25 protein-coding genes are annotated in these 25,388 nt (G+C 40.8%); 3 read left to right on the top strand and 22 right to left on the bottom strand.

Features of this window, described 5'->3' with window-relative positions; all coding sequences use genetic code 11:
* Positions 1-79 precede the first annotated feature (79 nt).
* Both ACXYSK_RS00395 and ACXYSK_RS00390 read left to right on the top strand, forming a co-directional pair.
* Positions 80-1,534: a sucrose-6-phosphate hydrolase gene (locus ACXYSK_RS00395; RefSeq protein WP_458624650.1), complete on the top strand. Its 1,455-nt coding sequence runs from the start codon at positions 80-82 to the stop codon at positions 1,532-1,534.
* Positions 1,515-2,480 (top strand): LacI family DNA-binding transcriptional regulator, encoded by a 966-nt coding sequence (locus ACXYSK_RS00390; RefSeq protein ID WP_254726861.1) that lies wholly within the window; start codon positions 1,515-1,517, stop codon positions 2,478-2,480. The genes ACXYSK_RS00395 and ACXYSK_RS00390 overlap by 20 nt, the downstream gene beginning before the upstream one ends.
* Before the next feature lie 150 nt (positions 2,481-2,630).
* Here ACXYSK_RS00390 and ACXYSK_RS00385 read toward each other — a convergent pair whose 3' ends face one another.
* The 11 genes from ACXYSK_RS00385 to gmk all read right to left on the bottom strand — a co-directional run bounded on the left by ACXYSK_RS00385 (position 2,631) and on the right by gmk (position 14,865).
* Positions 2,631-3,905: a hydroxymethylglutaryl-CoA reductase, degradative gene (locus ACXYSK_RS00385; protein ID WP_458624649.1), complete on the bottom strand. Its 1,275-nt coding sequence runs from the start codon at positions 3,903-3,905 to the stop codon at positions 2,631-2,633.
* The gene (locus ACXYSK_RS00380; RefSeq protein ID WP_458624648.1) at positions 3,905-5,077 is read right to left on the bottom strand and encodes a hydroxymethylglutaryl-CoA synthase; all 1,173 of its coding nucleotides are present in this window, start codon (positions 5,075-5,077) and stop codon (positions 3,905-3,907) included. The genes ACXYSK_RS00385 and ACXYSK_RS00380 overlap by 1 nt, the downstream gene beginning before the upstream one ends.
* A 175-nt stretch (positions 5,078-5,252) precedes the next feature.
* Positions 5,253-5,702: a threonine/serine exporter family protein gene (locus ACXYSK_RS00375; RefSeq protein ID WP_006149836.1), complete on the bottom strand. Its 450-nt coding sequence runs from the start codon at positions 5,700-5,702 to the stop codon at positions 5,253-5,255.
* 1 nt (position 5,703) lies between these two features.
* Positions 5,704-6,462: a threonine/serine exporter family protein gene (locus tag ACXYSK_RS00370; protein WP_458624647.1), complete on the bottom strand. Its 759-nt coding sequence runs from the start codon at positions 6,460-6,462 to the stop codon at positions 5,704-5,706.
* Between the two features lie 87 nt (positions 6,463-6,549).
* Positions 6,550-8,415 carry a Stk1 family PASTA domain-containing Ser/Thr kinase gene (gene pknB, locus ACXYSK_RS00365; RefSeq protein ID WP_458624646.1) on the bottom strand — a complete coding sequence of 622 codons (1,866 nt, stop codon included), beginning with the start codon at positions 8,413-8,415 and terminating at the stop codon, positions 6,550-6,552.
* Entirely contained in the window at positions 8,412-9,149 is a 738-nt protein-coding gene (locus ACXYSK_RS00360) for a Stp1/IreP family PP2C-type Ser/Thr phosphatase (RefSeq protein WP_458624645.1), read from the bottom strand. Before ACXYSK_RS00360 ends, pknB begins: the two co-directional genes overlap by 4 nt.
* Before the next feature lie 15 nt (positions 9,150-9,164).
* Positions 9,165-10,478: a 16S rRNA (cytosine(967)-C(5))-methyltransferase RsmB gene (rsmB, locus tag ACXYSK_RS00355; RefSeq protein ID WP_458624644.1), complete on the bottom strand. Its 1,314-nt coding sequence runs from the start codon at positions 10,476-10,478 to the stop codon at positions 9,165-9,167.
* Positions 10,471-11,406: a methionyl-tRNA formyltransferase gene (gene fmt, locus ACXYSK_RS00350; protein ID WP_458624643.1), complete on the bottom strand. Its 936-nt coding sequence runs from the start codon at positions 11,404-11,406 to the stop codon at positions 10,471-10,473. Before fmt ends, rsmB begins: the two co-directional genes overlap by 8 nt.
* A gap of 12 nt (positions 11,407-11,418) precedes the next feature.
* On the bottom strand, positions 11,419-13,815 hold the full coding sequence (locus ACXYSK_RS00345) for a primosomal protein N' (RefSeq protein WP_458624642.1): 2,397 nt from the start codon (positions 13,813-13,815) through the stop codon (positions 11,419-11,421).
* Positions 13,816-13,899: 84 nt separating this feature from the next.
* Positions 13,900-14,214, bottom strand: a complete 315-nt coding sequence (rpoZ, locus tag ACXYSK_RS00340) for a DNA-directed RNA polymerase subunit omega (protein ID WP_458624641.1) — start codon at positions 14,212-14,214, stop codon at positions 13,900-13,902.
* A gap of 24 nt (positions 14,215-14,238) precedes the next feature.
* Positions 14,239-14,865: a guanylate kinase gene (gene gmk, locus ACXYSK_RS00335; RefSeq protein ID WP_441347942.1), complete on the bottom strand. Its 627-nt coding sequence runs from the start codon at positions 14,863-14,865 to the stop codon at positions 14,239-14,241.
* A 246-nt stretch (positions 14,866-15,111) separates the two neighbouring features.
* Between gmk and ACXYSK_RS00330 the strand changes: the two genes are divergently transcribed.
* Positions 15,112-15,918: a DUF4839 domain-containing protein gene (locus tag ACXYSK_RS00330; RefSeq protein ID WP_458624640.1), complete on the top strand. Its 807-nt coding sequence runs from the start codon at positions 15,112-15,114 to the stop codon at positions 15,916-15,918.
* A 71-nt stretch (positions 15,919-15,989) separates the two neighbouring features.
* Here ACXYSK_RS00330 and ACXYSK_RS00325 read toward each other — a convergent pair whose 3' ends face one another.
* The 11 genes from ACXYSK_RS00325 to ACXYSK_RS00275 all read right to left on the bottom strand — a co-directional run bounded on the left by ACXYSK_RS00325 (position 15,990) and on the right by ACXYSK_RS00275 (position 25,204).
* Positions 15,990-17,603 (bottom strand): ribonuclease Y, encoded by a 1,614-nt coding sequence (locus ACXYSK_RS00325; RefSeq protein ID WP_004251393.1) that lies wholly within the window; start codon positions 17,601-17,603, stop codon positions 15,990-15,992.
* A 217-nt stretch (positions 17,604-17,820) separates the two neighbouring features.
* Positions 17,821-18,918: a nucleotidyltransferase gene (locus ACXYSK_RS00320; RefSeq protein WP_458624639.1), complete on the bottom strand. Its 1,098-nt coding sequence runs from the start codon at positions 18,916-18,918 to the stop codon at positions 17,821-17,823.
* 9 nt (positions 18,919-18,927) lie between these two features.
* On the bottom strand, positions 18,928-19,668 hold the full coding sequence (locus ACXYSK_RS00315; protein ID WP_458624638.1) for a class I SAM-dependent DNA methyltransferase: 741 nt from the start codon (positions 19,666-19,668) through the stop codon (positions 18,928-18,930).
* 207 nt (positions 19,669-19,875) lie between these two features.
* On the bottom strand, positions 19,876-20,229 hold the full coding sequence (gene rsfS / locus ACXYSK_RS00310; protein WP_458624637.1) for a ribosome silencing factor: 354 nt from the start codon (positions 20,227-20,229) through the stop codon (positions 19,876-19,878).
* Positions 20,230-20,823, bottom strand: a complete 594-nt coding sequence (gene yqeK, locus ACXYSK_RS00305; RefSeq protein ID WP_441347938.1) for a bis(5'-nucleosyl)-tetraphosphatase (symmetrical) YqeK — start codon at positions 20,821-20,823, stop codon at positions 20,230-20,232. It lies immediately after the preceding gene.
* Complete coding sequence (locus ACXYSK_RS00300) at positions 20,823-21,452, bottom strand: nicotinate-nucleotide adenylyltransferase (protein ID WP_441347937.1); 630 nt, start codon at positions 21,450-21,452, stop codon at positions 20,823-20,825. Before ACXYSK_RS00300 ends, yqeK begins: the two co-directional genes overlap by 1 nt.
* Before the next feature lie 50 nt (positions 21,453-21,502).
* Complete coding sequence (yhbY, locus tag ACXYSK_RS00295) at positions 21,503-21,814, bottom strand: ribosome assembly RNA-binding protein YhbY (RefSeq protein ID WP_000060171.1); 312 nt, start codon at positions 21,812-21,814, stop codon at positions 21,503-21,505.
* A 213-nt stretch (positions 21,815-22,027) separates the two neighbouring features.
* Positions 22,028-23,134: a ribosome biogenesis GTPase YqeH gene (gene yqeH / locus ACXYSK_RS00290; RefSeq protein ID WP_458624636.1), complete on the bottom strand. Its 1,107-nt coding sequence runs from the start codon at positions 23,132-23,134 to the stop codon at positions 22,028-22,030.
* 2 nt (positions 23,135-23,136) lie between these two features.
* Complete coding sequence (locus tag ACXYSK_RS00285) at positions 23,137-23,664, bottom strand: YqeG family HAD IIIA-type phosphatase (RefSeq protein ID WP_458624635.1); 528 nt, start codon at positions 23,662-23,664, stop codon at positions 23,137-23,139.
* Positions 23,665-23,680: 16 nt separating this feature from the next.
* A complete protein-coding gene (locus ACXYSK_RS00280) occupies positions 23,681-24,586 on the bottom strand; it encodes a magnesium transporter CorA family protein (RefSeq protein ID WP_414258771.1) in 906 nt (301 codons plus the stop codon).
* Positions 24,587-24,643: 57 nt separating this feature from the next.
* Positions 24,644-25,204: a mechanosensitive ion channel family protein gene (locus ACXYSK_RS00275; RefSeq protein WP_458624634.1), complete on the bottom strand. Its 561-nt coding sequence runs from the start codon at positions 25,202-25,204 to the stop codon at positions 24,644-24,646.
* Positions 25,205-25,388 lie beyond the last annotated feature (184 nt).

Below are 25,388 nucleotides of genomic sequence, written 5' to 3'. Positions count from 1 at the left end.
TAATTTTATGATAAAAGACTTGCTTTTTTAAAAGGAAACGTTTACTATAAAGATAGTAGAATTTATGGAGGGAATATAAATGGAATGGACTACTGAACGTCGTTACAGACGTTATGAAGATTGGACTCAAGAAGAAAGAAAAGAAATCCAAGAAAAGATGGCACAATCCCCATGGCATGTCAGCTATCATATAGAACCAAAGGAAGGGCTCCTTAACGACCCGAACGGTTTTTCTTACTTTGATGGCAAGTGGGTTGTCTTTTACCAAAACTTCCCCTTTGGTGCAGCTCATGGATTAAAATCTTGGGTTCAGCTTGAAAGTGACAACTTGGTTCACTTTACTGAAACAGGTGTAAAAATCTTACCTGATACTCCACTTGATAGCCACGGTGCTTACTCTGGATCTGCTATGCAGTTTGGTGATCAATTGTTTCTATTCTATACAGGAAATGTCCGTGATGAAAACTGGGTTCGCCACCCTTATCAGATTGGTGCCTTGATGGATAAGGATGGAAATATTAAAAAGATTGATAAAATCTTGATTGATCAGCCTGCTGACGCTACCGACCACTTCCGCGATCCACAGATTTTTAACTTTAAAGGACAATACTACGCAATCGTTGGTGGACAAGACTTAAAGAAAAAAGGATTCGTCCGTCTCTACAAAGCTGTCGATAATGATTATACAAACTGGCAAGAAGTTGGTGATTTGGACTTCAACAATGACCGTACTGCCTATATGATGGAGTGCCCAAATCTTGTCTTTGTCGGAGAACAACCTGTCCTTCTCTACTGCCCACAAGGTTTGGATAAAAAGGTTCTTGACTATGACAATATCTATCCAAATATGTATAAAATTGGTGCTTCCTTCGATCCTGAAAATGCTCGTTTGGTAGATGTGTCTGAACTACACAATCTAGACTATGGTTTCGAAGCATATGCTACTCAGGCCTTCAATGCTCCTGATGGACGTGCCTTAGCAGTAAGTTGGCTTGGTTTACCAGATGTTTCTTATCCATCTGATCGCTTTGATCACCAAGGAACTTTCTCATTAGTCAAAGAACTTACCATTAAAGATGGCAAACTCTATCAGTATCCTGTAGCAGCCATCAAGGAACTCCGTGCTTCAAAAGAGGAATTTTCAAATCGTTCTGAAACTAAGAACACCTACGAACTTGAACTGAACTTAGAGGCTAATAGTCAAAGTGAAATCATACTTCTTGCTGATAAAGACGGCAAGGGGCTCTCTATCAATTTCGATCTTGTCAATGGCCAAGTAACCGTTGACCGCAGTCAGGCAGGTGAGCAATACGCTCAAGAATTTGGAACTACTCGCTCTTGCTCAGTTGCTAATCAGGCAACTACTGTCAATATCTTCATTGACAACTCAGTTTTTGAAATTTTCATTAATAAAGGAGAAAAAGTATTTTCTGGTCGTGTATTCCCTCATGCGGATCAAAATGGAATCCTCATTAAATCTGGAAACCCAACTGGAACTTACTACGAATTAGAATATGGTCGCAAAACTAACTGATGTCGCAAAATTGGCTGGCGTCAGCCCTACTACCGTTTCACGTGTCATCAATAAAAAAGGCTATCTGTCTGAAAAAACCATTCAAAAAGTCAATGAAGCTATGCGTGAGCTGGGATATAAACCTAATAACTTAGCTCGAAGTCTTCAAGGAAAATCAGCCAAGTTAATCGGTTTGATTTTCCCAAAAATCAGCCATGTTTTCTATGCTGAATTGATTGACAAATTGGAACATGAACTCTTCAAAAAAGGTTACAAGACAATCATCTGTAACAGTGAGCACGATTCGGAAAAAGAACGTGAGTATCTTGAAATGCTAGAAGCCAACCAAGTGGATGGCATCATCTCTGGTAGCCATAACTTAGGGATCGAAGACTACAATCGCGTCACAGCACCAATTATCTCTTTTGACCGTAACCTATCACCGGACATTCCTGTTGTTTCCTCTGATAACTATGCTGGTGGAGTCCTTGCAGCTCAAACTTTAGAGAAAACTGGAGCTAAGTCTGTTATTATGATTACAGGTAATGACAACTCCAATTCACCAACTGGACTTCGGCATGCAGGCTTTGCTTCTATCTTCCCTAAAGCTCCCATCATCAATATTTCCAGTGACTTTTCACCCCTCCGCAAGGAAATGGAAATCAAAACTATCCTAACTAAACAAAAACCAGATGCTATTTTCGCATCGGATGATTTGACAGCCATCTTAGTGATGAAGATCGCTCAGGAACTTGCTATTTCTGTTCCAGAACAACTTAAGGTTATTGGATACGACGGAACTTATTTTATCGAGAATTTCTATCCTCACCTTACTACCATTAAACAACCCTTGGAAGAAATTGCTCGCCTGACAGTTGATTTACTACTCCAAAAAATCGAGGGGAAAGAAGTTGCCACGACTGGTTATTTCTTACCAGTTAGTCTCTTACCAGGTAAAAGTATTTAATACTCTTCGAAAATCTCTTCAAACCACGTCAGCTTCCATCTACAACCTCAAAACAGTGTTTTGAGCAACCTGCGGCTAGCTTCCTAGTTTGTTCATTGATTTTCATTGAGTATAAACAAAAAACTCAGACTAGTTTCGTCTGAGTTTTTCTTATGATCTTAATTTTTTCAAAAGAGTCTGTGCTTTTTCTAGATTAAAAGTTTTTTCTGCAATCAAGCTTTCTACCAACTTAGGCACTTCTGCCTCAGTCGCACCTGCTAAAAGCGCTAACGATTTTGCCTGAAGTTTCATGTGTCCATGCTGAATACCTGTACTGACCAAAGCCTTAAGGGCTGCAAAATTCTGTGCAAGACCAATCGAAACGATAATTTGAGCCAATTCTTTGGCAGATGGATGACCTAGCAACTCATGGCTGAGCACGACTCGAGGATTGAGACCAATTGATCCACCCTTGGTAGCAACCGGCATCGGCATGGTCATCTCTCCAATTAGCTCTTCTGTTTTCAAATCCATAGTCCAACGACTGAGACCTCGATAGGCGCCATCATGGCTTGCATAGGCATGCGCTCCCGCTTCAATAGCACGCCAATCATTTCCAGTAGCAATCAAGAGAGCATCAATGCCATTAAAGATACCCTTGTTATGAGTGGCTGCTCGATAAGGATCTGCTTGGGCAAACTGACTGGCTAATACCATTTTTTCTGCCAGTTCACGCGCTTCATCCTTCTGGCGACTCAAATAATGAAAGGCAATCCGACAAGTTGCAGTTACTAACGAATCTGTGGCATAGTTGGATAGGATCCCCATTAAGCTTTGTCCTTGACTGATAGCCTCTAGACTAGGTTTTAAAGCTTCAAGCATGGTATTGAGCATATTGGCGCCCATGGCTTCCTGAGTATCTACATGGAGATAAACCACTAAAAAGTCAGCCTCACCAGAAATTTTCTCAACTTTTAGCTCTCTCGCTCCACCACCACGTTTGACAATAGAGGGATAGGCTTGGTTTGCTTGTTCGAGTATCTCTGCTTTTTGACTCAGAATAGCCCGACAAGCCTTATCCCTATCTGGAACCTGATAAAGAGCTACCTGACCAATCATTTGGCGTTGATGAACCTGAGCAGTAAAACCACCCGCACGTTTGATAATCTTACTAGCAAAACTAGCTGCAGCAACTACAGATGGTTCTTCGGTCACATAGGGAACTGTGTATTCTTGACCATTTACCAGAACTTCTGGAACGATTGAGTATGGAAGCGAGAAGGTTCCTACCACATTTTCACTCAATTGGTTAGCTACTGCTAGACTGAGATTTTCATTCTGTTCAAGACTTTCTTGGGCTTCGATAGAAGTAAGCGCCTGAGACTTAACGAACTCTAGACGCTCTTGAATTGATTTTTTAGCAAATCCATTCCAATTTTTTTTCATTATTTTTCAACCTTGCTGTAGCGACGTTGGTGGTCTACAATCTCAACAAGGGCATAGTCTTGCCCTTCATAACCTGACATCGTTGCAGATCCAGACTCATCCAATTTCGCTTCTTCAAAGAACATTCGTTCATAATCAGCTACGCTCAATGCTTGACGTTGGTCTAGCAACTCTAAGCGATTATTCTGCAATTGTTTTTCATAGCCTTCAACTAATTCCACACTAAAGAACTCAGATACAGCACCACTACCATAGCTGTAGAGGGCAATCTTATCTCCAGCTTTCAGGCTATCAGAATTTTCAAGAAGAGACAAGAGACCTAAGAAGAGTGAACCTGTATAAATGTTCCCAACTTTTTGGCTATAAATAATAGATTCATCAAAGTGCTTTCGAAGCAAGTCCTTCTTCTCTTGAGGCAAGGATTTGTCGAGAATTTTCTTCAAACCCTTGAGAGCTAGCTTCGGATAAGGCAAGTGGAAACATACAGCCTTAAAATCGTCCAAGTTACAGTCATAACGCTTTTGATACTCTTCCCAAGTCGTTTTTAAACTATCAAGATATTGTTGCGTTGAGTAAACCCCATTTACAAATGGTGTTGTCGAATAGTTTGGACGCCAAAAGTCCATGATGTCACGAGTTTGTGCAACATTATCATTATTGAAAATCATCACACGTGGATTTTGGCTAATCAACATAGCAACACATCCTGCACCTTGAGTTGGTTCTCCAGGAGTTTCGACACCATATCTTGCAATATCGCTAGCCAGCACTAAAACTTTTGATTTAGGAGAATTTTCTACATGTAACTTAGCATAGTGAAGGGCCGCTGTTGCACCATAGCAAGCTTCCTTGATTTCAAAACTACGAGCAAAAGGTTGGATTCCTAACAAACCGTGTACAAAGACTGCTGCAGCTTTACTCTGGTCAACCCCAGACTCTGTCGCTACGATAACCATATCAATCTCTTGCTTATCTTCTTCAGTCAGGATAGAATTTCCTGCACTTGCAGCCAAGGTAACAATATCCTCTGTTAAAGGAGCGATACTCAATTCTTTTAAAAGGAGTCCTTTACTCAATTTTTCAGGATCAATTCCTCGGGTTTCTGCTAAATCTTGTAATTTCAAAACGTATTGACTGGTCGCAAAACCAATCTTATCAATACCGATTGTCATATTTACCTCTATTTTTATCATTCATTGTAAAAATTTGTTCACCTCTATTTTATCACAATTGAGGTCAAATGAGCGAAAAAAGACTTGATTCCCCAAATCAAGTTCATTTTTAAAAGTTTATCTCATTTTAGGATACTCTAACAAACTGAACTGAAGAGCCATAAAAAATCGAGTCTTAGCTAGCTCGATTCTTTTTGAGATAATGATACAATTTCAACAAAACTGTTCCACTGGCCATTCCAATGGAGATAACAAGGGCCAACATCATGACTAGCATGGCACTAGAAATGGCATGGCCGTAGTCGCCTGTCACAAAGAATGACGTTGTTCGATAAGACAGATAACCTGGTACTAGTGGTGCCAGAATAGCTAGGGCAAAAACCACTGCTGGTGTTTTGTAGAGAATACTCATAATCTGGCTGACACAAGAACCAATCACCGCGGCAATAAAGGTAGCCAAAATAACATTGGTTGGTTCCTTGAGTAGCAGATAGAGTAGCCAGATAGACATTCCCAAAACCCCACCAGGGATGAGCATGGAACGCTGGACATTTAAAACGATTAAAAAGGTGATAATGGCAAGCAAACTTGCTAGAGCTTGTAATAAAAATGTTGTTACTGTCATATTAGTTCATGAGTACCAGGGCGACTGATGTTCCAGCCCCTAAGGCAAGGGTAATTAGCAAGGATTCAAACATCTTGCTCATACCAGAGTTAATGTGATTAGTCATAATATCTCGAACAGCATTTGTCAGAGCAATTCCAGGTACAAAAGGCATTACCGCACCTGCAATCACTAAATCCGCCGTCGACGGCAAACCAGAATAGCGTGCCCAAAATTGTGCAATTAAACCGAAGACAAGAGCACCTGCAAAAGCTGTCATAAAAGGAATACGAATAAATTTTTCTACATAGAGAGAGAAAGTAAAGGCAAATAAGGTCGCCACTCCTGCTCCGATGGCATCGTAGACATTCCCACCAAACATAATAGAGAAGAAAGGAGCACTGAGAGTCGCTGCAGCAGTCAGTTGAACATTGGTGTAGGGAGACGGCTTGGCATTTAATTCCTTTAGTTGGATAAAGGCTGTTTCCAAATCAAGTTGTCCTGACACGAGTTGCCGCGAAATCTGATTGACATCACACACCTTCTCAATATTATAAGCAGAAGAGGTTACTCGCTTCATACGAGAGATATTTGTATTTTCTATGGAGAAAAAAATAGCTGCAGGCATGGCCAAAACATTACAATCTATAATGCCCTGTGAATGAGCAATCCGAATCATGGTATCTTCAACACGATAGATTTCAGAACCATTGCGAAGCAGTATCGTTCCTGCTAGCATAATGACATCGATCACTGCATTCAGTTGTTTGACTTCGTCCATGTTTTCCTCCTTTTAAAACTCCTTTTTATTTTATCATAAATTTGAAGGAAAAAAAATCTTTGTCACAAAAACTGTGACAAAGATTGACTAGTTATCCCCTCGATGCAAATCTGACGTTGTAGTGTTTTGATTAGCCTGTGGTTCTCTAATCTGTGGAGATGTTTCTGCACGACTAGGATTGCTTATTGTAGGTTTTGTTGTTGTAGTTATTTTCGGTTTATAGATAGAAATCTTGATACGAGTTGTATTCAAATCTACACTTTCACCTGGTTTTGGACTTTGACTAACAACTGTATCCTCAGCAGTTCCTTCTGGAGCTGTAGAAACCTCTACTACTTCAATATTGGCTTCTTTAATACCGACTATCTGGATCAAGTTATTCTTGGTGAATTCAAGACTAGAACCGATATAACTTGGCATTGAAACACTGGTTACCTTTTTAGCTACAGTCAAGACAATTTCTGTCGCCTTACTAAGATCATATGTAGTTCCTTCTGGCAAGCTTTGTTTCATAACGAGACCTGCCTCTGTTTCACTTGATTCTTCTTCAACAACCTTGATGAGATTTTCAGGAACCTTTTTCCCTTTCAATTCTGCTATAACATCTGTTGATTTACGACCAACATAATTTCCAAGCTTGAAGGATTGTTGACCTGAAGAAATAATAAGATTAACTTTTGTTCCTTCTTTTCGTGCTGAGCCAGCATCTGGATCTGTTCGGATAACTCGACCTTCTTCTACAGTATCACTAGCTTCGGTCTTCTCCTCACCAATCTCAAAATTCGCTTTTTTCAGGTTTTCCTTAGCTTCAGCTACAGTTTGACCCGCAACTTTTGGAATCTCAACAGTCGCTGGTGTCTTTGAAATAATCCAGAAGAGAGAAGCCAAAACAAGTATAAAGCTAGCTAAAAGCACCAAATATCTTGCTTTGAAACGGCGTTTCTTGACTGGTTTTGGAGCAGTTTCTTTACTTGCTACCTTTTTATTTGGCTTTTTAGTCTGAGGATTTTCTTCCTTCGGTTGAACTTTAGGAATCGCAGTAAGAGTAGATTGGGACATCTTTGGTAAGGTTTTTGTATCAACCTTACTTGTATCGTCAAATACTAGCTTTGGTTCATTGCGACGATTGTATGAAAGACTACTCAATAAGTCAACATACATCTCAGAAACTGTTTGATAACGGTCTGTTAATTTTTTAGCTGTCGCTTTAATGACCACATTTTCCAATGATTGTGGCACCGATGGATTTTCTGCGATGACTGAAGGAAGTGGTTTTTGGAAATGCTGAAGTGCAATCGTAACAGCACTATCTCCATCATATGGAATATGACCGGTCAACATTTCAAAGAAAATAATTCCCATCGCATAAATATCACTCTGAATAGTTGCCTTAGAACCACGCGCCTGCTCAGGTGATAGATAGTGGACAGAACCCAACATAGAGTTGGTCTGTGTCAAACTGGTTTCTGCGAAGGCTACTGCAATCCCAAAGTCTGTAACTTTCGCAGTACCATCAGGAGTCAAGAGAATATTTTGAGGTTTCAAATCACGGTGAACAATCCCCTTTGCATGCGCCAAACGCATAGCCAAGAGAATCTGTCCCATGATACGAACTGCTTCCTCGTTTGATAGAGGATAGTGTTCTTTGATATAGCGTTTGAGGTCAAGACCAGCTACATATTCCATAGCTAAGTACTGTTGACCATCTTCTTCACCGATATCTGTAATTCGAACGATATGAGGATGATCTAGATCTGCCATCGCACGAGCTTCACGCTGAAAACGCGCAACAGCGATTGGGTCAGTCTGGTAGTTGGTTCTTAAAACCTTTACAGCAACTTCTTCCCCATCCAGAATCAAATCTTTGGCCAGGTAGACATCTGCCATCCCTCCGCGGCCAATTTGTTTGATAATCCGATATCGTCCGGCAAATATCTTGCCGATCTGGATCATTCTGATTCCTCCTCAATCGCAATCAAAGCAACAGTAATGTTATCAAGCCCTCCGGCATTGTTTGCAAAACGCACTAAAGTTGCCGCCTTGTCGTCAAGTGAGATATCACTTGTCACGATGTCATAGATTTCGCTACCTGAAATCATGTTAGTTAGACCATCACTATTCATAACAAGATAATCACCCGGCTCCAAGCTTACGATTCCTAAATCTGGTTGAATCTCATCTTTTTGCCCGATAGACTGGGTAATGATATTCTTTTGTGGATGAGCTTCAGCTTCTTCAGGTGTTAATTGACCTGCCTTAAGCAATTCATTCACCAAAGAATGATCACTAGTTAATTGATGATATTCTTCACCACGAATCAAGCCGATACGAGAATCTCCAATGTGGGCGTAAATAGCTTGATTATCAATAATTGCAAGGGCTTCTAAAGTTGTTCCCATTCCCTTGTAAGCATCATCACGCCCCATTTGATAAATTTTTTGATTTTCGATTTCTAGATGTTCTGCAAACCATTCACGAACTTCATTTACGGTATCGATATGAGTATCAACCCAGGCTACACCTAAATCTGTTACTGCCATCTCACTGGCAATATTCCCTGCTCGGTGTCCTCCCATCCCGTCAGCCAAGATAATCATCGTGCGACCGGCACGGTTGACAAAAAGATTGACATAGTCTTGATTATTTGTACGTTTCTGACCCACATCTGTTAATAATGAAATCTCCATTGTGTCAGTTCCTTCCTAATCGGATATCTTGCGAAATTGGCTGATAAAGAATCCATCACTTCCATACAACTCTGGAGTAATGAGGATGCAGCCATCTTTCAGGATATCCTTGCATTCGTGTTCTAGTTTAACCTGCTCGAACTCTGGATGACTTTCTAAAAACGCTTGAACAACTTGAAAGTTCTCTTCAGAGACAATAGTGCAGGTACTATAAGTTATTATACCACCTTTACGTAGCGTTTGACAAACACTACCTAATATTTCCAACTGAATTTCCTGTAATGACGCGAAATCAGCAGTGTCTTTGTTGTATTTGATATCTGGTTTCCGACGTAAAAGTCCAATCCCTGAACAAGGGGCATCGACTAGAATCTTATCAAATTGATCCTTGCCAAAAAACTCATGCACTTTTCGAGCATCCAGTTTTTGCGTTTGCACACGATCTGCTACACCTAAACGCTGAGCATTTTCTTGAATCAAAGTGAGTTTATGGTCGTAGAGATCCAGAGCTGTTACCTGACCTGTCGTTAGATAAGACGCCATATGGGCTGTCTTGCCACCAGGAGCCGCACAGGCATCTAAAACCTGCTCATCTCCTTGCAAATCCAATGTTGGCGCAACCAACTGACTAGACTCATCCTGGATGGTAATAGCCCCTTTAGCAAACAAATCATGGCTTGCAAAGTGCCCTTGCTCCTTGACCAGACCAGAAGCTGATAAGGCAGAATCACTTGCATCAAGCAAAGCTTTAATTTCCTCTTTGCGGCTCAAATCTGTCACTCGAATACTAGCTTTGTTGCGTTTTAAAAGACTTTCAAAAATCGCTTGAGCTCGCGCTTCTCCATACTCTTCCTTGAGTTTAGAAATCAACCAAACTGGAAGAGAGTAAGCAATGGAATCACGCTTATTTTTACGTTTGATAGTGGTGATATCTGGCAAACCCTCACGCAAAATACGGCGCAGAATAGCATTGACTAGTTTTTCACTGCCTTTCTTACGAGATTTTGCAATTTCTACGGCTTCATTGACTACTGCATGATCAGGAAGCTTATCCAAGTATTGGAGTTGATAGACGCTCATGAGAAGCAAAACATAGAGCCAGCTGTCTAGCTTGTCTCTATCCTCAATAAAGTGAGACAAATACCATTCTAAAGTTAGTTTACGAGCTACGGTTCCATAAACAAGCTCAGTCACCAAACCTTTGTCAGTTGCTGATAGTTGACTTCCCTTGAGGTGTTTATTTAAGGCGATATTGGAGTAGGCTTGATTGACAAGAACGTCCTCAAGTACATTCAAGGCTACACTTCTAGCCGTTTCTACTTTAGTCACCAAATCGTTCTCCTACTGCTAAAGTTCGTCCCACACCGTTAAGGAAGGAAGCAATGTCCATCTTAGGTTTTCCTGCTGGTTGAACCTGTTTGAGAGATAGAGCTCCTTCTGCTGTTGCGACGATCAACTCCTTCTTACCGATGGAAAGTATCTCACCTGGAGTTCCTTGACCTTCTACTGGCAGGGCTTCATAAATCTTAAAACGATCTCCCTTGAGGAAAGTATGAGCAACAGGCCATGGATTCATCCCACGGATTTGGTTAAAGAGTTGACGGTTGGTCTTGTTCCATTCCAACTTTTCTTCCTCAGGTTTGATATTTGGAGAAAATGTAACCTGGTTTGGATCTTGTGGTTCTGGCTGAATTTCACCAGCTATATAAGCAGGAAGAGTATCTAAAAGCAGATCACGACCAACAATCGCCAATTTTTCAAACAAGGTTCCGACATTGTCCTCATCTGTAATCGGAATGCTACGACGAGAAATCATATCTCCTGCATCCATTTCCTTGACCATTTCCATAATGGTCACTCCTGCTTCCTTATCACCTTGAATCAAGGCATAATGAATGGGAGCACCACCACGGTGTTTAGGAAGGAGTGAAGCATGGACATTGACTGCAAAATCCATACTATCAAGGAGTTTACTTGGGAGAAATTGTCCAAAAGCTGCAGTCACAATCCCATCAGCCCCCAAATTCATGATAGCTTCCATCTCTGGACTACCCGATAATTTTTCTGGTTGGTAGATAGGAAGCCCTGCTTCTTTAGCTGCTTGCTTTACTGGGGTTTCTTGGATGACTTTTTTACGTCCGACAGCACGATCTGGCTGAGTTACAACTGCTAGAATCTCATAGCGATCATCTGACAAAAGTCCCTTCAAAACGGTCGCTGAAAAATCGGGCGTTCCCATAAAGATTAGTTTTGTCATCTTTTCTCCTTTTTACAAAAATTGCTGCGGTTCGTGATCAATACTGAGACGAAGCTCACTATTTTCACGTTCTTGAGTTAGGGCCAAGACCTGATTAAGAGTCGAAGCCAACTCATCTTCTAAACGGTATTTAATCAGTATTTGGTAGTGATAGAGGTTATGCGTACGAGCGATAGGTTTAGGCGTTGGACCAAGGATGATACTAGCATCCGACAAACCTGACCGCAAAATTTCCATTACCTCATAAGCTCTTCTAAGAACCTCTTCTTCTTTCTTATGAGACAAGGTAATCCCAATAGTGAAATAATAAGGTGGATAGCCAAGTTGACGTCTGATGCCCATTTCATAGGCATAGAAACCTTCATAATCCTGATCCTTGGCAAAACGAATGGCATAATGATTAGGATTATAGGACTGAATCAAGACCTGACCTGCTTTTTCAGCGCGACCTGCACGACCGGCTACCTGGGTCAAGAGTTGGAAAGTCCTCTCAGAAGAACGAAAGTCAGGCAGATTCAAGGCTGTATCCGCATTGAGAACACCAACCAAGGTTACATTTGGAAAATCCAAGCCCTTGGCAATCATCTGGGTTCCTAGCAATATGTCCGCTTCACCATTGCCAAACTGCTCAAGTAAAGCTTGGTGGCTACCCTTTTTGCGAGTTGTATCTACATCCATGCGTAGAATGCGTGCCTCTGGAAAGAGTTCTGCTAGCTCATCGTAGGCCTTTTGAGTCCCTGTCCCGTAATAACGAATGCTGCGACTCTGACAGTTTGGACAGACATGAGGAATTTCTTTCGAAAAGCCACAGTAATGGCAGTTCATAGTTTTGGTATCCATGTGGAGAGTCAAGGAAATATCACAATTCGGACAGGTATCCACGGTTCCACATTCTCGACACATGACAAAACTTGAATAACCACGGCGATTGAGCATGAGAACAACCTGCTCTTTTTTATCCAATCGATCTTGAATGGCCTCAATCAGTGGTGGTGTAAAGTTTGATGTTTCATTCTGCCCGATATAATCTCGGAAGTCAATCACTTGAACTTCAGGAATACTTGCTAAAGGATTGGCCCTTTGCGTCAGGCGCAGATGTTGATAAACACCCTTGCCAGCACGCGCACGACTTTCTAGACTCGGTGTTGCAGAACCCAGAACTAGGGCAGCTTGATTGTACTGAGCTCTTAAAATGGCTACATCTCTAGCATGATAACGAGGATTGCTGTCTTGCTTGTAGCTGGCCTCGTGCTCCTCATCGATAATGATTACCCCTAGATTTTTCAAAGGTGCAAAAATGGCAGACCTAGCACCAACAACTACCTGTGCTTCTCCTCGCTCCACCTTGCGCCATTCATCATACTTTTCACCATTAGACAAACCTGAATGGAGAATGGCTACTTTATCACCAAAACGAGCAATGAAACGCTCTGTCATTTGAGGTGTCAGAGAGATTTCTGGAACTAAAATGATAGCTGTTTTCCCCATATCCAAGGCTTCTTGGATAATCTGCAAGTAAACCTCCGTTTTCCCACTTCCTGTAATTCCTTGAAGGAGAAAGGGAGGGTGTTGCTTTCCAATTGCTCTCACAACTGCCTCACAGGCTTCTTTTTGCTCTGGGTTTAACTCTAGGGCTTGATTCGACTCAATCCCTTCAAAGTAGGCAGCTGAACGTTGGACTTCTTTTTGAAGGATCGTTAAAGCACCCTGTTCTACAAAGAAGTTAACTTGGTCGCGTGAGTAATGTTCTAACAAATCAGCCAAAGGAACTGTTTCAGGATGTGCTAATAAATATTCTCGCAGTTCCAATTTCTTCTTGGCACGGTTTGAGATTTCTAGCTTTTCTAATGTGTCAAGATTGACTTCAACCCATGATTGAGTTTTGACCTTCTTTTGGTCTACAGCCTGATACTCTAACTTCAAAAGTCCTTTTCGGGTCAATCGCATCATCTCAGCCTGCTTTTCTAGGTCAAGTGATGAAAAAGCTAGGGATTCCTGCGAACCAAATAAGCGTTCTCTATCTTCTTGACTTAAGCCTTCCAGAGGATAGAGGATCTTATCATAGCTAGAGTTCAAAAATCCAGGGAGCATAGCTTTTAGAATGGAAATCTTGTATGAAAAAACTGACTTACGTAGTTCTTCAGCTAGCCAGAGTTGTTCCTCCGTTAAGACAGGAGAAAAGTCCAGCACCTCAGCAATCTCTTTCAAGTCCTCGTCTGCCACATCTACATCAGATTCTTGTTCCATTCCAAGAACAATTCCCTGAATCAAGCGATTAGCCTTCCCAAAGGGTACATGAACTCGCATGCCAACTTCCAGCATCCCTTCAAATTCCTCTGGAATCTTGTAACTATAGGGTTGGTCCGTCTGCATCAAAGGAACATCGACAATAATTTTTGCAATAGCCATATCCTCACCTCCTTCTCTTCTTAAATCGTTTCAATTGATTGAGTATTCTTGCAATAGAAAAAATAAGATTGAGTCCCCCCAACCTTAAATTTTTTCACCTTCTTCTTTTTCTTTCGCGATTTGCTCTTTGATTTTCTTTTCTTCTTCTTCTCTCAAGCGTCTTTCTTCTTCGATACGACGACGAACTGCTTCGCGTTTTCCTTCTGGATCTGGGTGGATAATGACATTTCCAGATTCAATTTCTTCTAAAGCACGAAGCGTAGATTTTACAGATTTGAATTCTTGTGTTGGAGTTGCTCCAGCTTCTAATTCGTGAGCACGTTTTGCTAACAAGATTACGAGTGAATATTTTGATGGTACCTTGTCAAGTAAGGTATCAATAGAGGGTTTAAGCATCATTTGTTTGTACCTGTTTTCTATAGTTTATCGAATAGTCGGAGACTTTGGTAGCATATCCTGATAGTGACCGATAACACGATCCACACGGAAATGTTCAGCTTCAATCACACGTTTGACACGTTCTGCAGCAAGAGGAATATGGTCATTGACAATAGCATAGTCATACTCACGCATCAAAGCAATTTCTTCTTTGGCTTTTTCAATACGCTGTGCAATCACTTCTGCGCTATCTGTACCACGACCAACGAGACGGTCTTGCAATTCTTCTAAATCTGGTGGTGTCAAAAAGATAAAGACAGCATCTGGAACTTTTTTCTTGACCTGGAGAGCTCCCTGCACTTCAATTTCAAGAAAGACATCGATTCCTTTATCAAGGGTTTCATTGACATAAGTCAGAGGAGTACCGTAGTAGTTGCCCACATACTCTGCATACTCTAACATCTGTCCTTGACGGATCAATTCTTCGAATTCTTCACGCGTACGGAAGAAATAGTCAACTCCGTCTACTTCACCTGGACGTTGCGCCCGTGTTGTCATAGATACAGAATATTGGAATTGATTTTCAGAACTCTCAAAAATTTCTCGTCTAACCGTTCCTTTTCCGACTCCAGAAGGACCTGAAAAAACGATTAGTAAGCCACGGTCTGCCATGATGTCTCCTTTGGATAGTTTGTGAAATGACTTGAAAATTCATCTGAATTCACTATGTAAAGCCATTTCTGCTTACTACAATCTTTCTATCTAGTGTAACAAAAAAGCAGTAATTTTTCAACTGCTCTTTCTTATTTATTTTGCATAATCAACTGCGTTGCAAAAATTCAAATTCATTAGGAATAAGCTTGCTATTTTTTTATGTTTAAGAGATAATTAAAATAATAATATTAAAAGGAGTTATTTATGACAATTTTTAAAGGAAAAAATGTAGATGAAGCTATAGAGAAAGGCTTAGCGACACTAAATCTTAAAAAAAATGAAGTCCACATAAATATAATTGAAAAGGGGCAGGCCGGAGTATTTGGTTTTTTCGAAAAAGAAGCTGAAGTAGAAATAACACCACTGACCGAGCAAGAACTAAAAATAAAAAAATATACTCCATATTTAATTGGCGCTGCTCTATTACTTTCACTTTTTATTGTGCTGATACTTGCTATATTTCAAGATAATAAGACACCTACAACTTCACCATCTAGTACAAGTACTACTATTGTCGAAAAAACAAGCGAACAAACTGATGAACTATCACCTAAAGAAACTTCAACTGTTTCAACTAATATAACAACCTCATCTCCTAGTACAACTGAAGCGCCAGCAACTTCTTCATCTAATTCAACTACAGTCATCACGATAGATAATAATGAAGAATTTAAAACATTTCTTCAAACTGAGGATTTAAATACAATTAAGGATTTTATTCAAAAATACAAAGGACAAACGATTGAATTTGATGGTCATATTGCAAACTTAGCTAAAATTAAGTCAAAATATGATATTTTAATTTATTCTGGGGACTATCATCCTGATGAAGTAGCTGGTCCTAATTTTAAATTTGTCGAAATCAGCCTTATCTCTAACCCAGTTTTTAAACCATTCAACGGCGAAAATATCAAAGAAGGACAAAATGTTCGTATAAAAGCTAAGGTTGGAAGCTATAATGAAAAACAAGATTTAGTCTTTTTATCTCCAATTGAGGTATCTCCCAGATAATTATATACTAACCACTCAAGAAATAGTAGATACAAAAAACTGAAATCAGAAAAAGTCTGATTTCAGTTTTTTTATTTTGCATAATCAACTGCACGAAGTTCACGAATCACGGTTACCTTGATATTTCCTGGGTAATCGAGATTACTTTCAATTTTCTCACGAACTTTGTGAGCTAAAATTGTGACTTTGTCGTCCTTGATTTGACCTGGGTTCACCATGATACGGATTTCACGACCAGCTTGAAGGGCAAAGCTATTTTGAACACCTTCAAAGCTATTAGCGATTTCTTCTAAATCATGGAGACGTTTGATGTAGCTTTCAAGCGATTCGCTACGAGCTCCTGGACGGGCTGCACTTAAGGCGTCCGCTGCAGCAACGAGAACTGCAATCACACTTTCAGGCTCTACATCGCCGTGGTGACTAGCAATCGTGTTAATCACGACTGGATGCTCTTTGTACTTGCGAGCCAATTCAGTACCGATCTCAACGTGGCTACCTTCTACTTCTCGGTCAATGGCTTTACCGATATCGTGAAGGAATCCTGCACGACGGGCAAGGGCTGCATTTTCACCAAGTTCGCTAGCCATGATACCAGCCAACTTAGCCACTTCGATTGAGTGTCGCAAGACATTTTGTCCGTATGAAGTACGGAACTGTAAGCGACCCATGATTTTCATCAAGTCTGGGTGAAGGTTAGGTGCGCCGATTTCATAGGCTGCGGCTTCCCCATATTCACGAATACGATTATCAATTTCTTGACGGTTTTTCTCAACCAACTCTTCGATGCGAGCTGGGTGAATACGTCCATCCTTGAGCAAGGTTTCCATCGTCATACGGGCAATCTCACGGCGGATAGGATCAAAACCTGACAAGGTTACCACTTCTGGCGTATCATCAATGATGACATCAACCCCTGTCAAACTTTCAAAGGTACGGATGTTACGCCCTTCACGACCAATGATACGACCTTTCATGGTATCATCAGGCAGATGAACTGTTGAGTTGGTAGACTCAGCTACATACTCACCAGCAATTCTCTGCATGGCTTGGGACAAAATATCCTTAGCAAGTTTATCAGAACGTTCCTTAACTTCTTGCTCCGCCTCACGAATACGGCTAGCAATTTCCTTGGTCAAGTCTTCTTCTGTTTGAGCTAAGATAATATCTTTTGCCTCTGACTGAGTCAGACTTCCGACACGCTCAAGTTCAGCTTGCTTTTGCTTTTCAATTTCCTCTAGTTGCTCTTCACGTGCATCAAGGTTTTTTGCTCTATCAGAAATACTTTGTTCTTTTTGTTCAAGTGTTTTTTCTTTGTTCGTCAAATTATCGTCTTTACGGTCAAGGCTCGTAGCTCTCTCCGTCAAACGACTTTCGATTTGCTTGAGTTCTTGACGCTCTGACTTAAATTCAGCGTCCACTTCTTCGCGGTATTTTCTGGCTTCTTCTTTAGCCTCCAATAGTGCTTCTTTTTTAAGGGATTTGCTTTCGCTTTTAGCTTCATTGAGTAATAAATCTGCTTCGCGTTCAGCTTGTCCTCGTAAATTAGTTGCTTCTTGTTCAGCATTTAAAAGCATCAACTCTGCAGCCTCTTGTGATGATTTCATCTTGACTGAGATGCTGACATATCCAATGACTAAACCAATGATGACGGCAAAAACAACTATAACAATTGTCATAATTTCCATGTTTTTACCTCAATTTATTTGTTTATCCGAATGACATGCATTCTTATACATTTTACCACAAAAAACTATTTTTAACAAACCTTAAATGGAAGATATTTTGGTCATTTTTTGGGTTGAAATTGTTATTTTCCCTAGTAAAATAGGCTTCTTTAACGAACCCAATTTTTTATAGAATTTTTTACAAAAAAATAAGTAAAAAGCCTACCTTTCAGTAGACTTAGTTTGTTTCGATTCTGATTGGCACTCTGCCAAAATTTTGTTCTGCGATACTTGAGTGTCCTAGTTGGTAAATCTGGTCTGCCTTTTGAGTCATGGCATCCCAGGGCTCTTTGCCGATTCGACTGACTAGATGGACCTGCTCTTTCAGAGACTTGAGATGTTGCCTGCCTTTTTCGGTGAAACCAAGGACGTGAATGCCTTCTGGCAAGGCATTTTCTCTGGCTTGTACCAAGATATAAGTCAAGAGTCGTCTAACTCGTGCTTTTGTGTATCGTTTGGTAGCAACCGCTTCGACCAATTCTTCTATAGACTGAGCTGTCTTGATAGCATCTTTGATACGAACTGCCATTTCTTGATTGACCTGATAGATAGTGGTTAGGTCAGAATTAGACAAGATTTGGTAGCGAAGCAAAGGATAATAATCTTCCCAGTTTACCTTGCTAGCATTTTCAAAAAGAGCAATCGAAGGCATAAAGCGTTCTAAAAAATTTTGATCATTTTGATGCTGACGAAGAGCTGTCGCCGAGGCAAAGTCCACATCCTTGTCCAGAGAATGGTATCCCGCTCCCTGACGTTGAATTGGATGAAGTTTAATGTTACGTCCAACAACTGCTTTGGCATAAGCAAGAGCAAGGACATGATTGGGCGTATCACCTGAAAAATCAAGGTCTGCAAATTCCTTCCACATGGCTTGAGTTTTCTGTGGGTAAGATAGAGAATTGGGTAAGTTTTCCATGAAAAGTTCCATCTCTTGACCACGCTCTGTATATAGGTTAGCAATTTGCTGATAATCCAGAACTTCTTCTGTCCCAAAGGCTAGGGTATCCATCCCCAAACGAGCCAAGATAGCCACTGCACCTTGACCAAAAAAGTCCGCCGCTTGGACACTGACTAAAAAGGGCAATTCTACAACTAAATCCGCCCCATTCTCTAGTGCCATTTGAGCCCTTATCCACTTGTCAACGATAGCCGGCTCGCCTCGTTGCATGAAATTCCCAGACATAGCCACAATTTTCAGTCCCTCCGCCTGATCCAGCAGGTATTTGTGGCCATTATGAAAAGGATTGAACTCTGCGATAATACCTGTAATGGTCATGGTAATCTCCTACTTCTGTGCGACGAAAAACCAACGGGTACTAGTCTCTGTTGGCTCCTTGTCCTCAAAGTCCGCAAAGAGTTTAAAGGACTTGAAACCAGCCTGTTCCAGCAGAATATCATAGGTTAAGACCTCGTAAGTGCGCTCCTCATGCACTTCATCATGACGACTAAAGGAACCGTCCGCTTCCTTGATAAAGAAGGTCAACTCATGCACGATAGAGTGAGGAGCATCATCCTCATAGGTATCCCAGAGCATGGCAAAATCTTCTGCATTTTCATGATAAGAATAACCTGGGAAGACCTCATCAGTCTGGTAGGTCGAATGCACATCAAAGATAAAGACTCCGTCCTCATTGAGGGCATTATAGACTTCTTTAAAGACGTCCCCGACTTCCACCTCGTCCTGCATATAGCAGATAGAATCAGAATAGCAGGTCACAAAGTCGTATTTACCAGCCTTGGACAAATTCAGCATATTGCCTTCAATAAAATCAATCTTTTGCTTGGCTGAAGCCGCTCTCTTTTCAGCAATTTTCAGCATATCAGCACTCAGGTCTAATCCTGTCACATCAAAACCAGCTTGAGAAAAGCGCACAGACTGAATCCCTGTCCCACAAGCCAATTCCAAGAGTCTCTTTCTCTCCTTAGTCTTAGGCAGATGACGGAGGGAAAAGTCCGTCCATTTGTCATATAAACTATCATCCATGACTGCATCGTAAACAGCCGCAAAAGTTTCATAAGTAGCCATAATTAAGATACAAAGAGCGTTAAAAGCAAGGAGAAAATAGGAAACTTTCTGCTGTATCGTCAGATACAAAGGAAGTTTATCTTTTTCTAGCAGCTTTTAGCTCGTGTTCAATTAAGAGACCAACTAAACACAAGGCCCTATCCTTTCTTTCCATAGAATTTCAATTTAATCAACAAAACTCAGTTGCTGCCAACTGAGTTTACCTGCTTAAGCTAGAGCTGTTGAAAGATCGACAGCACTTGCCTCATGCCATAGTTTTTCTAGGTTATAGTGGGCACGTATTTCTTCTGAAAAGATATGCACAACGACACTGCCAAGGTCTAGCAAGACCCAGCCTCCAGCTGCATCACCTTCGACATGACTGCCTTTAAAGCCTGCTTCCGCTACTTTTTCACGAATATTGTCAGCGATAGCGTCCAACTGACGACTGTTCATAGAGCTAGTGATAACAAAATAGTCTGTCACACTGGTCAATTCTTGTACGTCAAGTGCGAGAATGTCCTCCGCACGTTTCTCATCAGCCGCTTTCACGACTAGTTCTAGTAATTCTTTTTCGTTCATTTAGTCCTCTTTCAAATAGTGCACATAGGCGTTATAGGTTTCAAGGGTTTGGGGATAGATGGGAAATCCCTGGTGAGCTAAATGCTCTACTGTGTGAGCTGTCTCGTAGGCCACCGCCTTATTTAGCGATAGTTCAGCAATTTCACGCGCCTCATCCACTCCTGGAAAGGCACGATTGTGCTCGATATAGTCTGCGACGTAGATAACCTTGTCAAGGTCCGTCATCTGAATCGCTCCTACTGTATGAATTTCAATAGCTCGTAGGATTTCAGGATCTTGTAAATCCAAATCTTCCTGAATTTTGTAAATACCGACCATACCATGCCAGACATTATTGCCCCAGTTTTTGAGGTCAGAATCTAGCTGATAACGGTCAATCAAGTCTAGAAATTCCTGGTCTGACAACTTTTTAGCATAGTCATGAAGGAGACCTGCTAGACCTGCTTTCTCGGCATCCACTCCGAATCGTTCTGCAAGTTCAATGGCTGCGCGCTCTACACCCAAACAATGGGTCAAACGCTTCTCAGGTAGAAGCTCTGCCATTTTTTTCAATAATTCCTCACGGGAACAGTTGATATAGTCCTGGTATGCCATCAATAAAGTCCTTCTTTCTCGATATAGTCTAGCACTAGCTTAGGTAGGAGAAAGTTAGGTGTGCGTCCTTGGGCAATGAAATCACGCACCATGCTGGATGAAATATCCATGAGAGGTACATCCACCCAGATAACTGGATAAGAAGTCCCTGCCTTGTAACGTGGACGTTGAACCCCTACAAACTGAACTAGTTCCACCAACTCATCAATTCGGTACCATTTAGGCAGATAGTCCACCATATCTGCACCGATAATGAAATAGTAATCTGTATCTGGATTCTTCTCTGTTAGAAGCTTCATGGTGTCGTAGGTGTAAGAAATCCCCTTACGCTCTAGCTCGATGGTCTCAATAGCTAGACCCTCAACCCCATCAATCGCCAATTCTAACATCTTGAGGCGATGGTGTTCAGGAATGGTTTCCTTTTTATCTACGTGAGGTGGTTGGTATTCGGGCATGAGCAGAACCTGATCCAATCCCAACTGTTGGCGCACTTGATCTGCAACAATCAGATGGGCATTGTGAACAGGGTTAAAATTTCCACCCAAAATACCGACTTGTTTCCGTTTTTTATCCTTGATTTCTGGCTCTAACTCCACTTTTGTAAAGGGAGTTAATAATTCGATTGCCATAGGTTAATCTCCTTTACTCTTCTGTAAAAACAGTCTTGGGAGTATCGTTCTTAGATTTCTTTGACTTTTTTAGAAATCTTGCGATTTTCTTTCTTGCTTGATTGTTTATACAAAATCAAGATGCGTCCGATTTTTTGAACTGTATCCACACCGATTTCTTCTTCCAAGATTTCAGCTACTTCGTGGATGTTTTCATCTGTGTTTTGCAAGAGAGTAACCTTGATCAATTCACGAGCGTCAAGAGCCTGACGAACACTTGTTTTGATTTGGTCGTTGAGACCATTTTTCCCGATTTGGATGATGGGCTTGAGTGTATGTGCCTGGCTGTTGAGGAAGGCACGTTGTTTTGATGTTAATGACATATTTCATTTAAAAGAGTTTCTTTTTATACTTTTCTGAAGTGGTGACGGACGTCAGCAAAGTCCTTCGGACTTTCATGACTAAAATTTGAGCCTAAGGTCTCAGATTTTCCGTTGTTGGTACAATTTCTTGTACCAACTGCCACCACGGCGAAAAGTATTCGTTATGGGCTCGCAATGCTCGCCTTTATAAAGATAACTCTTTCCTTTCTGTGTTTAAATAATTGCTTTTCGTGTGACGACGGCGACGCCTTCTGGTGCCCAGACGGCGACTTTAGCAGTTCCTGTTACACGGATCCAGCCTAGTCCTGAGATAACTAGGTCTGTCTTGTCCTTGATAGTAAAGACATGTTGGACCAGTTTTGGAAAATCTTCTTTTTCCTTGCTATTTGGCGGTGTGAGAAGGGTTCCCAGGTGCTTTTCGTAAAAGGCACTGGCTCCTTCTAGCTTGGTGCGGTGAAGTTTGAGTTCATTGTCAAAGAAAGCTGTGAAACCTTGCTTTTCTCCTGCAATAAAGTCAAAGCGTCCCAATCCACCTAAAAACAGAGTTTGTTCAGGGTTTAGCTGATAGGTTTTTGGTTTGATTTCCTTTTTAGGACTGACATACTTGAGATTTTTAGCCGTCAAGTAGTGAGCCATCTGGTGGCGGTGGATAATCCCCGGTGTATCATAGATATAAGAACCATCATCGAGTGGAATTTCAATCTTATCCAAGGTTGTTCCTGGGAAGCGTGACGTTGTGATGACGTCCTGGTCACCCGTAATCTCCTGGATAATGGCATTGATAAGGGTTGATTTCCCAACATTGGTCACGCCGACCACATAGACGTCACGTCCCTTACGGTATTGCTCAATCTTGTCGATTACTTCTCTAATAGCATGCTTGTTTTGTGCTGAAGTCAGGACAACATCCACAGGACGAAGACCTTCTTCGTGAGCGCGCTCCATCAGCCAGTGTGTTACCTTGCTGTCCTTAACAGACTTAGGCAAGATGTCTTTTTTATTTCCAACCAAAAGCACATCATTACCTGACACAAAGCGTGGCAAACCTGGGATAACAGAGCCGTTGAAGTCAAAAATATCAATGACATTGACCACCAAGGCATCACTGTCTCCTACCTCGTGCAAGAGTTTGAGGAAATCATCATCCGTCAACTGCACATCTGTAATTTCATTGTAATGACGAAGACGGAAACAACGCTGGCAATAAACTTCTCCAGTTTCCAAACCTTTTTCAAGTGCCGACTGAGGGGTAAAACCCAACCCAGTCTTATCTTCCGTCTGAATGGTTGCTCCACAACCAATACAGAGAATTTCTTCCATAGTTAAATTCCTTTTTTATAAGTAATAGGTCCGTACTTTTCAGTGATTTGCTTCATAACACGACGTTCACGAGCTCGGTTGATTTGCGTTTTGATGGAATCGTGCTGAACCAAGGGTTTAACTAAAATCGAGCGAACTCCTGCACGGTGAGCTGCACGAATATCTGTCATGAGCTGATCCCCAACCATGACCACTTCGTTTTTCTCATAGTGGAATTCTTTCATCGCTCGATCAATCCCGAAAGTAAAAGGCTTCAAAGCCCAGTAAACATAATCAATTCCAAATTTTTCAACTGCTCGTTTAACACGTTTCTTAGAATTGTTTGAGACTACGATAATGCGAATTCCTGCATCACGAAGGTCATGCAACCATCGTTTCATCTCTGGAGTCCCGTCAGGGTTATTCCAAGCAATGAGAGTATTATCTAAATCCACCAAAACAGCTTTTATTTCCTGTTTTTGCAGGCTTTCTACTGTCAAATCATAAACTGCTTCCACAGCAAAATCTGGCATGTAATGTTCAATCGCCATTCTGGCTCCTTCTCTTTTATTTCCTAGTAATTTTCTTCAGCCATTGAGATAAGGCTGCCCATAAAATCAAGCTAGCTATTAAGATATAAATCCAAGCATTGGGCTCTTCTGTAAATGGTAGAGGAACATTCATCCCGAAGAAACCTGTAATAACCGCAAGGACTGCTAGCAATACTGAGATAATGGTCAAAATTGTCAAACTATCATTCAGGTTATTGTTTAGGATGTTGTTGTAAGAAGCAGAGAGTTGTTGTAAGACTTGAGAAATCAAATCTGTCATAGACACCAACTGATGGGCTTCAATCATCGCATCATCAAACTGCTCTCGTTCGACTTCGTTAAATCTCCGATAAAGAGCATGACCTTGGATATGTTCCAATAGAAGTCGATTTTGTTTTGCCGCTGCTGTCAAGTAAACCATACCAGTCTCCAAGTCAGAGAGAGCAAAGAGATTTTTCTTTGTCGTGGTTTGACGTAGCAAGGCACTAATCTCATCCTTACTTTTATCCATTTCTTCGATGACGGGATAATAAGCGTTACTGATAAGCTCTAAGCTGGCAAAGAGAAATTTGTAGATCGAAATCGTTTCATGAGTTTTAAGATAAGTCAGTAGACGTTCAATCACGTAAGCATTCTTATGGTTACTAATCGTGATGATTCGTTGTTTTTCAACAATAAAGGTCATGGGAATAGCTTCATAGTATTCCTTGTCCTTTTCTAAGTCAAGAACATTATAGATAAAAGTCACAGTCCCATTCTCACGGTTATAGTCCATGTGGGCTCGTTCATTTCTATCCAGAGCATATTCGATAGTTTCTTTATCCAATCCATAGATTTCTGATAAATCTTCAAGATTTTTAATTTTTTCGATATCAAGATTTATCCAGGTACAACCATTTCCTAATTGTTTATCTAAAACCATCATTTCTCCTCTGTCAAACTCCCTCTATTATACCATAAATCAAGGGAAATTTCAGTTCTACTCTTCTCTTGAAAAATTGCTAACCACAGTGATATTACGGTTAGGAACAAAATGGAGAGCTTGGTCTTCGCCTCTTAGTTGAGTAGTTCGAATTCCAACACTAACTACTTTCCCCGATACAGTAATGGGACCATTTGTCAAAACGACCTCATCTCCCACATCCAACTGACGTTCAAAGAGAATAAAGAAACCATTGATGACATCTGAAAGGAAACCTTGTGCCCCCATACCAATCGCAACCCCAGCAATCCCAGCACCAGCTAGTAAACTTGATACAGGCAGTCCTAGGATAGATAAAATGCAGTAGACTAAGAAGAAATAGAGAATGTAATTAAAGACATTTTCAAGCAAACGCGAAATTGTCTTCTGTCTTCCCGCGTCCCGATTTGAAAATTTTAGCGATGGTTTCACTATTTTCTTTACAGCCACATGAAGTAGCTTTTTAGCAATATAAAATAGTACAAATAAAATTAAAAGAGAAATCACTTTGGTCAAGAGATTCTCAAATACTGAGGTTAAATCTAGCTTATCAAAATAACTTTTAAAAAATTCTTGCATGTAAAACTCCTTTCTAATTATTATACCACAAAACGATATCTGAACCAGTTTGGCAAATATTCATTCTGCCAATATTATCAATAGATCGACTTGATTTCAAAACATATTTATACTATAATCAAACCACTACAAGAAGAACTAATTATTTTCTTAATGATTCTATTGGAATAGACTTTTTTACCAT

The organism is Streptococcus sp. V919 (assembly GCF_054353475.1).
Note: the sequence above shows the minus strand (reverse complement) of the source record. Positions and strands in the feature narration are given on the sequence as shown.